Source organism: Ruania rhizosphaerae (assembly GCF_009805705.1).
Taxonomy (GTDB): Bacteria; Actinomycetota; Actinomycetes; order Actinomycetales; family Beutenbergiaceae; genus Ruania; species Ruania rhizosphaerae.
Genome location: NZ_VSMB01000009.1, coordinates 185,956 through 197,993 on the forward strand (window position 1 = coordinate 185,956; position 12,038 = coordinate 197,993).

Here is a 12,038-nt window from a genome sequence, read left to right on the forward strand (position 1 = left end):
ATCGTTTCCAATGGAATCGTTTCCAATGTTGTGGATGAAACCCGGAGGCACCAGATGGGCCGAGTCACCATCGCTGATGTGGCCAAGCGGGCGGGCGTCTCGCTCGCCTCCACCTCGCGCGCCCTCAATGGCCAGGTGGCCAGCGCCGCCACGGTGGAGAAGGTCCGCGCCGCTGCCGCCGAGCTCGGCTACATCCCGGACTCGGCCGCCCGCAGCCTGCGCACGCGTCGCACCGGTCAGCTCGCCTTCGCGGTCGCCGACATCGGCAACCCGGTCTACGTGGAGATGATGCGCGAGATCGAGTCCGTGGTCGCCGCCGAGGACTACCGCCTGGTGGTCTCCCGCACCGGTGACGCCGACGCGACCGTCGAGCTCGTCCGCGACCTCAACCGCGGCTACGTCGACGGCCTCATCCTCTCCCCGCTGCGCGTGACCGACGCCCTCGTGGCCGCGCTCGAGGCCTCCACCGTGCCCGCCGTCGTCATCGGACGCCTGCCCGACGGCGCCGGTGTGGACACCGTGATGGCCGACTCCGAAGGGGGAGTGGCCCTCGCCGTCGAGCACCTCGTGACCGGCGGGGCCCGCCGCATCGCCTTCCTCAACGGCCCCGTCGACACCACGCCGGGACGGTTCCGCCACGCCGGCTTCCTGCGTGCGGTGGCCGAGAGGAACGACCTCGTCAGTGCCGAATACTCTGCGGAGGACTTCACGATCGAGGCCGGGTACGCCGCTGCCACGGAGATCTTTGAGAACGCCGACACCCCCTGGGATGCCGTGATCGCCGTGAACGACCTGGTCGGCATCGGCATCATGCACGCCGCTGCCACCCGCGGCATCTCCGTCCCTCAGGATCTCGCCGTGGTCGGCATCGACAACACCTCCCTCACCGAGGTCAGCCACCCGGGCCTGACCAGTGTGGACCTCGGCTCCACCCGTCGTGGCCGCAAGGCTGCCCAGCTGCTGCTGGCCCGGATGGAGGACCCCGAGCTGGCGCCCCGCGCGGTGCGTGTGCCGCCTTCACTGCAGGTGCGTGGATCCACGACGGCGCAGCCCACCTCGGTCAGCAGGTTCGCCTCGGGTGAGGGGAGGCCACGGTGAGCGCACCTGCTCCAGCCCTGGCTCCGCCGTCGGGCGGCTCACCCCGCCGGAAGGCGGGCCTGGGCCCCCGGCAGAAAGCCGAACGCCGCGAGGCCATCGCCCTGGTGATCCCTGCCCTACTGCCGATCATCGTGTTCTCGATGATCCCGCTGCTGGCGGGCGTCTACCTCGGGTTCACCAACGCCACCCTGGCGCGCAATGCCGAGATCGAGTTCATCGGCTTCGACAACTTCGTCCAACTCGCCCAAGACAAGCAGTTCTGGGACTCCTTCGGCATCGGCCTGGTGTGGGCCGGGTCGGTGGCTGCGCTCACCGGGATGAGTGCGATCGCGCTGGCGCTGCTGCTGAACTCCAAGCTGCGCTTCAAGTCCCTCACCCGGATCATCGTGCTCATTCCATGGGCGATGCCGCCGGTGGTGACCGGGATCCTCTGGCGGATGATCTACGACGTCAACTCCGGGCCGCTGAACGCGGCCCTGGGATGGTTCGGCATCGACAAGGTGAACTGGCTCGGCGACTTCTCCACCGCGTTGCCGGCAGTGATCGTGGTGGGCATCTGGTCCGGACTGCCGCAGACCACGGTGCTGCTGCTGGCCGGGATGCAGTCCATCCCGGGGGAGCTACACGAGGCCGCCGCACTGGACGGGGCGAACGGGGCGCGCCGGTTCTGGCACGTGACGCTTCCGGGCCTGGCGCCGGTGCTGATCGCCATCACCAGCATCGACTTCATCTGGAACTTCAACGACTTCGGCATCGTCTACGTGCTCACCGAGGGCGGACCGGGCGGCCGGACCATGATCCCGCCGCTGTTCACCTACCTGGAGGCGTTCCGCAACCGCGAGATCGGCTACGCCTCGGCGATGGGTGACGTGCTGGTCCTGGCGATCCTGCTGATCCTGAGCATCTACCTGGTGAACCAATTCCGGCAGAACAAGGAGGGTCGCTCATGAACACCAACATGAAAACGCCCCTGCCGGTGACCGTGCTGCAGTATCTGGCGCTCGGCGGCTTCCTGCTCTTCCTCGGATTCCCGGTGCTGTGGATCGTCTCCGCCTCGTTCAAATCCTCCGCGGAGCTGAACTCCCTGAGCGCGAACCTGATCCCGAACGAGTGGGTGTTCACCAACTTCACCACCGCGTTGGAGCGGCAGAACCTGCTCAGCTCGGCCGGGAACTCGTTCCTGGTGGCGGTGAGCACGATGGTGATCGCGGTGATCGTCACGCTGCCGATGTCCTATGCGCTGGCCCGGCTGCGCGGGAAGCTGCGCGCGGCCGGCACCGTGTGGATCCTCGCCACCCAGGTGTTCCCGCAGATCCTGATCATCATCCCGTTGTTCTTGGTGCTGCGCACGCTCATGCTGAACGACACCCTGCTCGGGCTGATCCTCGTCTACGTCACGTTCACGCTGCCGTTCACGCTGTGGATGATGCAGGGCTATGTGGCCGCCGTGCCGCGTGAACTCGAGGATGCCGGCTCGATGGACGGGGCGAGCCGGTTCAAGGTGCTGGTGCACATCGTGTTCCCGCTGCTGCGGCCCGGGCTGATGGCCACCGCGATGTTCACGTTCGTCTCGGCGTGGAATGAGTTCTTCCTCGCCCTCGTGCTGCTGCAGAGCCCGGAGCTGTTCACGCTGCCGATCACTCTGCGTGCATTCCTCGGTGCCGAGGGGCAGACCCAGCTGGGTCCGCTCGCTGCCGGTGCCGTGCTCGCGACGATCCCCTCCCTGATCGTCTTTTCCTTCCTCCAGAAGAAGCTCACCGGCGGAATGCTCGCCGGTGCCGTCAAGGGCTGACACCCCAGAAAGAGAGATTCACCATGAACAGCAAGAAGAGCATCGGCGCTCTCGCGCTGCTGACGGCAGGCGCGTTCGCCTTGACCGCCTGCCAGCAGGGAAGCGCGAGCGGTGGTGGCGGCGACTCCGAAGATGGCGCCGTCACGCTTCAGTTCCAGTCCCTCTCGGACCAGCCGGCCACCCAGGAAGCGATCCAGGCGGCCGTGGACTCCTGGAACTCCGACAACCCGGACGTGCAGGTGGAGATCATCCAGGCCGGCTGGGACGGCGCTTACGACAAGCTGATCACCCAGTTCACTGGCGGCACCGCCCCGGACATCATCCACTTCGAGGCCGCCTCCATCGTCGCTTTCGCACAGGACGGCTACCTCGCCGACCTCTCCGAGGGGCTGAGCGAGGAGACCATCGCTGACATCCCGGAGGGCATCTGGGATTCGGTGACCGTGAACGACGAGATCATCGCCTACCCGTCCACGATGCAGTCCTACGTGGCATTCGCCAACGCGGACCTGCTGGAAGAGGCTGGTGTGGAGGTGCCCACCGGGGACTCGATGAGCTGGGACCAGCTCGCCGAGATCGCCGAGGCCACCACCACCGATGATGTCTACGGCCTCGGCTGGGGCCTCGGTTCCCCGGCCGCCACCGTGATGACGCTCGCCCCGGGCTTCGGCGGCGACTTCTTCTCCGGCTCCGGCGATGACGTGCAGATCGAGGTCGGCGATGCCGAGCTCGAGGTGCCCGAGCGCATCCACGAGATGGCCTACGAGGACGAGTCGCTGGACCCGGTGAGTCTGACCCAGTCCGGCTCGGACGTGCTGGCCTCCTTCTACGGCGGCACCGTCGCGATGACCGTGCAGGGCTCGTTCCAGGCCGCGAACATGGCCAATGACGCCCCGGAGGGCTTCAACTGGGTGGCGCTGCCGCCGCTGGAGGGCTCCGAGGGTGCGCTGCAGGCCGCGAACCCGCAGACCTACTCGGTGAACATCGACTCTGAGCACGTCGAGGAAGCGACCGCATTCCTGGACTTCTTCGCCTCGGGCCAGACCCTCGCCGCGATCGCCCAGGCGGACGCGCTGATCCCGGCCTCGGAGTCGGCCCGTGAGGTCGTGGCGACTGAGACCGGTGGCGAGGACGGCTGGGAGCAGATCCTGGCGACTGCCGATGGCATGGTCGGCGCCCCGTTCCTGCAGGCGAACGGGTACGCCGAGTGGAAGGAAACGGTGCTGAACCCGGCGCTGCAGCAGTACCTGGGTGACCAGATCAGCTCCGAGGAGCTCGCGACTCAGCTCACCGACGGCTGGGGCTGACCCACCCGGTAGGTGCCGCCGCCTGAGCGAATGGCGACGGCGAGCGGCACCTACCCCGGGCCCGCCGGGGCGCGAGGTGCCACCGGTTGTCGCTCTGGCTGCGGCGAGGCGACGCCGAGCGGCACCAACCGCCGGCCGGCCCGGTGCGAAGTGCCCCTCATCGTCGCCCCGACCGGGACGAGGCGACACCGACTGACACCCACCGGGCGGGGCCCGGGCACTGATCGATCGATGAACCACAGCGAATGGAGATCCAACGTGAGTTGGCTGGAAGACCGGGTGGCGGGCGTACTCGCCGGCGCCGCCGTCGGGGACGCGCTCGGGGGAGCCACGGAAGGGTGGACTCCGGAGCAGATCGAGGAACGGCATGGCGGGAGGGTCACCGGAATCGTCGGCCCGTTCCTGCCCGATTGGCGCACCGCACGGCCGATCGCGCCGTATCACAAGGGCGATGGGCACGTCACCGATGACACCTTGATGACGCACGCACTCATCGAGGTCTACGCCACGCACCACACCCACCTGGACGCCTATCACATGGCCTCCGACCTGGTGCCGCTGATGCTCGGCGAACGCCGGTGGGTGCCCGAGCTGGAGGACGAGGCCCTCATCCTGCAGCGCGTGTTCCTCGCCGAGAAGCACCTGGTGGCCAAGCTGCACTATGGCCACGTCGACCCGCGCGAGGCTGGCGTGGGCAACATCGTCAACTGCGGCGCCACCATGTACATGGCCCCGGTGGGCCTGGTGAACGCGGGCAACGCCGCAGGTGCCTACGCCGAGGCCATCGACCTGGCCGGGGCGCACCAGGTCTCCTACGGGCGCGAGGCCGCCGGCGTGTTCGCCGCCGCCGTCGCGGCTGCCCTGGTTCCCGGCACGACGGCGGAGCGTGCCGTGGACGAGGCCCGTCGCCTTGCTCATGACGGCACCCGGGCCGCGATCGACGCGGTACTCGAGGCCGTCGCCGCCTTCCAGGCCGCCGGGGGACTGGCCGCACATGACGAACGCGAGCTGAACCGGGTGCTGCGCGCCGCCGTGGCTCCGTACGACACTGTGGGTGAGACCTACCGGCAGCCTGCGATGGACGCCCGGTTGCCCTCGCGCACGAAGTCGATCGAGGAGCTGCCGGTGGCGCTAGGGCTCGTGGTTGCCCACGACGGCGACGCGCGCGGTGCGATCTTGGATGCGGTGAACTACGGCCGCGATGCCGATTCGATCGCCACCATGGCCGGCGCCATCTGCGGGGCGCTGGGCTCGCCGATCCCGGCCGAGTGGGTGCGGGAGGTGACCACGGCGAGCAAACTGGACCTGGACGCCGTGATCGCCTCGATGGACGCCAGCGTGCGCGCCATCGCCGCCGACGACGCCCGCCGGGCCCGACAGCGCACCGAGGCCCTGAACGCCATGCTGGAGGAATCTGCGTGAGACTCACCTGGGCTCAGCCCGAGGACCTTGTCGCCCATGAGCTGGTGGCGCTGGCCGAGCAGGGCGCCGACTCCGCGGCGCTCGATTCGGTGGCCCGCCGGTGGGAAGCCGCTGGCGGGTCGGTGCAGCCGGAGCGTTCCGGAGCGAGCACCCAGGCCGCCGACCCGCAGCTGCGGCTGATCGCCCGCCAGGTGCTCGCCCAGCTCGCCGAGCTCGACGCCATCGACCCGGCCGAGCCCGATGACTGGGCCGACATCGCGGCGCAGATCCCCGCTGCCCCGGCCGGGTCGGGGCAGCCGGTCGCGGCCGACCTGGACCGGGTCACCGGCGCCTGGTGGGGCCGCTCGGTCGGCTGCCTGCTCGGCAAGCCGGTGGAGAAGATCCCGCGCGAGGGCATCGAAGCGATCGCCCGGGCCACCGGCAACTGGCCGCTGCGCGGCTACTTCACTGCCGAGGGCCTACCGGAGGACGTGGCCGCCCGGTGGCCGTGGAACCGCCGCTCGGCGCCCACGTCCCTGGTAGAGAACATCGACGGGATGCCCGAGGATGACGACCTCAACTTCCCGCTGCTGGCGCTGGACCTGCTGGAGACCCACGGCTCGCACCTGACCACCACCGATGTGGCGCAGTCCTGGCTGGCGAACCTGCCCGGCGGGCGCGTCTTCACTGCCGAGCGGGCTGCCTACCGCAACCTGCTCGACGCCCGGGCGATCCCCGAGACCGGGCCGTGTGAGACCGCGACCCACCTGAACCCGTTCCGCGAGTGGATCGGCGCCCTCATCCGCGCCGATGTGTACGGCTGGGCCCACCCCGGCGACGTGTACGCCGCTGCCCGGCTCGCCTGGGTGGACGCCCGCCTGAGCCACACCCGCAACGGCATCTACGGCGCCATGTGGGCCGCCGCCCTGTGCTCGGCCTCCTTGGTCAGCACGAGCGTGGACGAGGTGCTGGATGCCGCCGAGTCCGTGCTGCCCCCGGCCTCCCGGCTGCTCGAGGCGGTGCAGGCCGGCCGCGTGGCAGGCGAGGACCTGCGCGAGGGCCGCATCGACGACGAGCAGGCACTCGACGCCCTGCACGCCCAGTACGGCCACCTGCACTGGGTGCACACCCTGAACAACGCGGCCCTGATCGCCATGGCCGTGGCTGCGTCGGGCACCGCGCCCAGATCCGCCCCCACACCCACCGCCGGCACCGCCCCCACACCCACCGGGGGTGAACTTACCGTCGATGATCGGCCCATAACCGACGTCAACTTCACCCGCGGCATCACCCTCGCCGTGGCCGCCGGCTGGGACACCGACTCCGCCGGCGCCACCGTCGGCTCCGTCCTCGGCGCCCTCACCGGCAAGTCCGGTCTCGACCCCAGGTGGACCGACTCGCTGCATGGCCGCCTGCACACCTCCCTGCCCGGCCCGCAGACCCACGAGCTTGATGAGCTCGCCTCCCGCACCCACGCACTGTCTGATCGGATGATGACCTCATGAGCGGCGGCTTCGACCCCCTCGTTCCCCGCCCCCTCGACCTGCCCACCGAGGTGCCGCTGACCGGCGACCTCACGAGCGGCGAGACTGCCGAGGCCCTCGACGAGGCGAAGATCCTCGCCGCCCCCGGCACCCAGGCCGATCCGCCCGATCAGGCAACGCTCGAGCAGTGGCGCCAGCAACTCCACGCTTGGCGCGAGGGCGCCCTCGCTCGGTACGGCACGCCCACCCGCTATGACGCCCCGGAAGCCCAATGGGCGAACCGCTGCTTCACCGTGGCGCAGACCTGGCTGTGGGATGAGCTGTTCTTCGATTTCGACGCCCAGGCCTTCACCCCGGAGAAGTTCCTCGCCGACGCCCAGCAGCGCTTCGGCGGCCTCGACGGCGTCGTGCTCTGGCACGCCTACCCGATCATCGGCATCGACGAGCGCAACCAGTGGGACTTCTATGATGTCCCGGGCCTGGCCGAGGCCGCCGAAGCCCTGCATGAGCACGGGGTCGTGGTGTTCGTCGACTACAACCCGTGGGACACCGGCACCCGCCGCGCCGAAAGCGGAGCCTCGGACGTGTCGATGCTTGCCACGGTCGTCCGCCACCTGAACGCCGACGGCGTCTTCCTCGACACCCTCAAGAAGGCCGACCCCGAGTTCGTGGCTGCGATGGAAGCGGCACGCCCAGGCATCGGACTGGAGGGGGAGTCGAAGTTGGTGACCGAGCGGGTCACCGACCACGCCCTCTCCTGGGCGCAGTGGTTCGCCGACTCCGAGATCCCCGGGGTGCTGCGGGCGCGGTGGTTCGAGCGCCGGCACATGCAGCACCACATCCGCCGCTGGAACCGCGACCATGCCGCCGAGCTGCGTTCGGCCTGGCTGAACGGCGTCGGCGTGATGGTCTGGGAGGTCGTCTTCGGCGTCTGGGTCGGCTGGAACGAGCGCGACGCCGCCACCCTGCGCCGGATGCTCCCCGTGCAGCGCGCCATGCACCGGTGGCTCACCGACGGCGAGTGGACCCCACTGGCCGTGTGCGAGCCGCCTGTGTTCGCCTCGGCGTTCGAGCACGACGGCGTCACCCTGGTCACACTGGTCAACACCAGCGACGAGGACGTCACCTACACCTCCGGCCCGGGCACGTGGGTCACCTTCGACGGTCCGCCCCAGCACGGGCAGGCCGAAGTGATCGTGCCCGCCCAGGGCGTGGCCGCCATGGTGCACATCGCCGACGGCGCAGCCCTGCCCCTCGGGGTGGCCGACCTCGAGCTCGAGCCGCCCGTGCGCGACTCCTCCTTCCCGCACCGCCGCGCGGAGCGCCTGGCCGCGCCCAGGTGGTCCGGCCCGACGGCGGAGGCTGAGCTGGTCTCGACGTTGCAGTCCGGGGCGGTGCCGGTGCCTGCGGGGGAGCACGTGCTCACCGTCCGGTATCGCCAGCGTGAGACCGGCATGTACGACGGCGCCCCGTACGTGGAGGAGTGGAAGCCCCTCCCGCCGCGCCTGCACGACCAGCGCACCCTCGAGCGCGTGGTGCAGATTTCCGACGGCGTCCACGTCGCCGCCCGGGAGGTCTCGGCCGCGGAGTACGCCCAGTTCCTTGAGGCCATCGGCGAGCCGAGCCCTGATCTACCAAAATCAAACGTCGATTTGGCTTCTCCCGAGGCGGCGCCGCCGACCCCGTCCCGAGAATCCGACGTCGATCTGGCTGGTGACCGGTCGGCGACCGGCGTCACCTTCGCCCGCGCGCGGCAGTTCGCCGCCTGGGCGGGTGGCCGGTTGCCCACGGAGGACGAATGGCAACTCGCCGCCACCCGGCCCGGTTTCGAGCGCCGCACGCCCGCGGTGTGGAACTGGACCGAGTCGGAACACTCCGACGGTCGCACTCGGTTCGTGATGCTCAAGGGTGGTGCCGAGCATAAGCGTGAAGGCTCGGACTGGTACGTGGACGGGGGAGTGCAGTCCCCGGAGTTTGCGCTGAAGTTCCTGCTGTCCGGACTGGGCGTGGACGCCTCGCCCTCGATCGGGTTCCGAGTCTGTTGGGACGCTGCCGAAAGGGAGCAACACTGATGAGTACTCCGCTGGATGATCTGCTCGTGGTGGATGCATCCACCCTGTTCGCCGGCCCAATGGCGGCGATGCACCTGGGCGACATGGGAGCCCGGGTGATCAAGGTGGAGCACCCGCAGCGCCCGGATCCTTCCCGCGGGCACGGCCCGGCCAAGGACGGCGAGAACCTGTGGTGGAAGACCCTCGGTCGCAACAAGGAGACCGTCACCCTCGATCTGCACACCGCCGGTGGGGTGGAGGCGTTCCTGCGCCTGGCCGAGCGGGCGGATGTGGTGATCGAGAACTTCCGCCCCGGCACGTTGGAGCGCTGGGGGCTGGGGTATGAGGAGCTCTCGGCGAAGAACCCGGGGCTGGTGCTCGCGCGGGTCACGGGCTTCGGCCAGAACGGGCCATACAAGTCCCGTCCGGGGTTCGGCACCCTGGCGGAGGCGATGAGCGGCTTCGCCGCGATGACCGGTGAGCCCGACGGGCCGCCGACGCTGCCGCCGTTCGGACTGGCGGACGGGATTGCGTCTTTGACCACGGCGTATGCGGTGATGACGGCGTTGCATCACCGGTCCCGCGCCGGTATGGGGCAGGAGCTGGACATCGCGATCATCGAACCGATCCTGGCGATGCTGGGCCCGCAGATCACCCGCTGGGACCAGCTCGGCACGGTCCAGCCACGGACCGGTAACAGGTCGGCGAACAACGCCCCGCGCAACGCCTACCTCACCGCAGATGCGAAATGGGTCGCGGTGAGCACCAGCGCCCAGTCGATCGCGGAACGTGTGATGGAACTGGTCGGCCGGCCAGAGCTGACTCGCGAGGAGTGGTTCGCCACCGGTGCCGGACGCGCCCAGCACGCCGATGAACTCGATGAGGCCGTGGGCGCGTGGATCGCGGAGCGTTCCCGCGATGAGGTGGTGGCCGAGTTCGAGCGCGTCCACGCTGCCGTAGCGCCGATCTACGACGCCGGCGACATCATGGCCGACCCTCACTTCCAAGAGCTCGGCACCATCCACGGGATCGAGGACCCGGTGCTGGGTGAGATGAAGATGCAGGGCCCACTGTTCCGGATGTCGGGTGCGGACTCACGCATCGCATGGACCGGCCGCGCTCCAGGAGCTGACACGGCGGCACTGCTGGCGGAGTTGGGCTTCTCCGAGGACCAGATCGCAGCGATGCGGGCGGCGGGCGCATGCTGACCTCGCTGTATGTTCCCGGTGACCGGCCGGACCGGGTGGCCAAGGCACTCGCGTCCGGGGCCGATTGCGTGATCGTCGACCTTGAGGATGCGGTCGCGCCCTCGCACAAGCAGTTGGCACGGGAGTCGTTGGCCGAGGCACTGGGTGGTGAGTTGCCCGTGCCAGTGCAGGTGCGCGTGAACGCCCGCGGCTCGAACTGGCACGAAGACGACCTGGCCGCATTGGGGGCGTTGACCCCAGGCATCGGCGTCCGCTTGCCAAAGGTCAACAGCCCCGACGACGTCGCAGCCGTGCAGGACGCGCTGTCTGGCCGTGACGTACACGCGCTGATCGAGACAGCCATCGGCGTCGAGCGAGCCTTCGAGATCGCAGGCTCCGGCGTGGCGTCGGTAACGCTCGGCGAAGCAGACCTGCGTGCCGAACTCGGCCTCGCGGCTGGCGAGGCAGGGGAGCCGGGGCTGGCCTGGGTTCGGTCACGGCTCGTCGTGGCTGCCGCAGCTGCCGGACTCCCCGCGCCACAAATGAGCGTCTGGGCGGACGTCAAGGACATGGACGGGCTTGCCCGCAGTTGCGCCGCAGGGAAGGCGCTGGGCTTCGTCGGCCGCTCGGCTATCCACCCCGCCCAACTCCCGGTGATCCGCGACGCATTCCGACCCACGGAAGCCGAGATCGCACGTGCGCGGGAGATCATCGATCGCGTCGGCTCTGCCGAAACCGACGGTGCCGGAACGGTGGTGCTGGATGATGGGTCGTTCTTGGACGTTGCGATGGTCCGCGGCGCGCGTCTTGTGCAGGCACGAGCGTGTCGAGACGAGTAACTGAATCGCCTAGAGGCGGTAGAGCACGACGGCCCCAGTTAGGGTAGAACATCATCCCTGTGTAACCCGGCCGGATGAGGTCACCGCCACCCGCAGCAGCATCGCGGTCTGGCCCCGGCCGATCAGGGACCCGGCGAGTTGCCTTCCATAGTTTGCGGGCCTCATAGACGTGGTAGCTCGTCTCCCACAACTCGACAAGCTGGGGCGCAGTTCCTCATCCCGGAGTGCCCGCGCCGATTCTGGGGTGTGGGTTTTGGTCGCATAGTAGTTGCTCGGAGCCATCTGCCCTAGCGTGCAGATAAGTTTGACTCCGAGCCGGCGACCGTTCAAGGATGTCGTCCTTGTTCACATCGATGAGTGCGATTACATCCGATAGTGGCGGTCGAGGCATCGCCGACGAAGAAGAACGAGGTCCGCTTGAGCACCTCATTCGTCCGCAGCAGTTCACGGACCTCCTGCTCGAGGTCGCGCACGCGTTTCGCCTCCATGGTGCTCTGCCGCCGTGCGACACTCTCGTCAATGTCGGCTTGTCTGATCCAGGCCCGCACGGACTCGACCCCGTAACCGAGCTGGGTCGCGACCCGCTGCACCTTGCCCTGGGTCGTTCCCAACTCAGCGGCAGTGTCCGCACCATCCGAACAGCAGCGGCCCTCTCTTCGCTGGAGTAGCGACGCGTCGTCGAGGTCCCCGGCGTGTTCTCTTTCGGCATGACCCATCCTCGAACCCAGGACACACCAGAGCCTCCACCATGCCCATGGCGCTTCATTGATTGTCATGCGCCATGATGGGGTTATGGGGCGGGAGTGTGCGGTGGTCGGGTGCGACTGAACCGCACTGGGTTCGGTGGAGACTCCTGAGCTTGGAAGCGAGGATGGAGTC

General features: G+C 69.0%; 9 protein-coding genes and 1 pseudogene. 9 read left to right on the top strand and 1 reads right to left on the bottom strand.

Annotation, left to right across the window (positions count from 1 at the left end):
* Positions 1-54: 54 nt before the first annotated feature.
* The 9 genes from FV560_RS13735 to FV560_RS13775 all read left to right on the top strand — a co-directional run bounded on the left by FV560_RS13735 (position 55) and on the right by FV560_RS13775 (position 11,159).
* Positions 55-1,098 carry a LacI family DNA-binding transcriptional regulator gene (locus FV560_RS13735; RefSeq protein WP_159622111.1) on the top strand — a complete coding sequence of 348 codons (1,044 nt, stop codon included), beginning with the start codon at positions 55-57 and terminating at the stop codon, positions 1,096-1,098.
* Positions 1,095-2,048: a carbohydrate ABC transporter permease gene (locus tag FV560_RS13740; RefSeq protein WP_235020126.1), complete on the top strand. Its 954-nt coding sequence runs from the start codon at positions 1,095-1,097 to the stop codon at positions 2,046-2,048. The genes FV560_RS13735 and FV560_RS13740 overlap by 4 nt, the downstream gene beginning before the upstream one ends.
* On the top strand, positions 2,045-2,890 hold the full coding sequence (locus FV560_RS13745; RefSeq protein ID WP_235020127.1) for a carbohydrate ABC transporter permease: 846 nt from the start codon (positions 2,045-2,047) through the stop codon (positions 2,888-2,890). Before FV560_RS13740 ends, FV560_RS13745 begins: the two co-directional genes overlap by 4 nt.
* 23 nt (positions 2,891-2,913) lie before the next feature.
* Entirely contained in the window at positions 2,914-4,197 is a 1,284-nt protein-coding gene (locus FV560_RS13750; protein ID WP_159622112.1) for an ABC transporter substrate-binding protein, read from the top strand.
* A gap of 258 nt (positions 4,198-4,455) precedes the next feature.
* Positions 4,456-5,619 (top strand): ADP-ribosylglycohydrolase family protein, encoded by a 1,164-nt coding sequence (locus FV560_RS13755; protein ID WP_200837686.1) that lies wholly within the window; start codon positions 4,456-4,458, stop codon positions 5,617-5,619.
* Entirely contained in the window at positions 5,616-7,103 is a 1,488-nt protein-coding gene (locus FV560_RS13760) for an ADP-ribosylglycohydrolase family protein (RefSeq protein WP_159622114.1), read from the top strand. The genes FV560_RS13755 and FV560_RS13760 overlap by 4 nt, the downstream gene beginning before the upstream one ends.
* Positions 7,100-9,154: an SUMF1/EgtB/PvdO family nonheme iron enzyme gene (locus FV560_RS13765; protein WP_159622115.1), complete on the top strand. Its 2,055-nt coding sequence runs from the start codon at positions 7,100-7,102 to the stop codon at positions 9,152-9,154. Before FV560_RS13760 ends, FV560_RS13765 begins: the two co-directional genes overlap by 4 nt.
* The gene (locus FV560_RS13770; protein ID WP_159622116.1) at positions 9,154-10,341 is read left to right on the top strand and encodes a CaiB/BaiF CoA transferase family protein; all 1,188 of its coding nucleotides are present in this window, start codon (positions 9,154-9,156) and stop codon (positions 10,339-10,341) included. Before FV560_RS13765 ends, FV560_RS13770 begins: the two co-directional genes overlap by 1 nt.
* A complete protein-coding gene (locus FV560_RS13775) occupies positions 10,335-11,159 on the top strand; it encodes an HpcH/HpaI aldolase/citrate lyase family protein (protein ID WP_159622117.1) in 825 nt (274 codons plus the stop codon). Before FV560_RS13770 ends, FV560_RS13775 begins: the two co-directional genes overlap by 7 nt.
* Before the next feature lie 66 nt (positions 11,160-11,225).
* On the opposite strand, the pseudogene FV560_RS20395 reads toward FV560_RS13775, so the two are convergent.
* Positions 11,226-11,868, bottom strand: a pseudogene (locus tag FV560_RS20395) (transposase); the annotation flags it as partial.
* Positions 11,869-12,038: the final 170 nt, after the last annotated feature.

Bases quoted from the DNA above. Each gene is read 5' to 3' on its own strand.
- FV560_RS13770 (WP_159622116.1), top strand. From the start codon at position 9,154: ATGAGTACTCCGCTGGATGATCTGCTCGTGGTGGATGCATCCACCCTG.
- FV560_RS13765 (WP_159622115.1), top strand. From the start codon at position 7,100: ATGAGCGGCGGCTTCGACCCCCTCGTTCCCCGCCCCCTCGACCTGCCC.
- FV560_RS13735 (WP_159622111.1), top strand. From the start codon at position 55: ATGGGCCGAGTCACCATCGCTGATGTGGCCAAGCGGGCGGGCGTCTCG.
- FV560_RS13745 (WP_235020127.1), top strand. From the start codon at position 2,045: ATGAACACCAACATGAAAACGCCCCTGCCGGTGACCGTGCTGCAGTAT.
- FV560_RS13750 (WP_159622112.1), top strand. From the start codon at position 2,914: ATGAACAGCAAGAAGAGCATCGGCGCTCTCGCGCTGCTGACGGCAGGC.
- FV560_RS13775 (WP_159622117.1), top strand. From the start codon at position 10,335: ATGCTGACCTCGCTGTATGTTCCCGGTGACCGGCCGGACCGGGTGGCC.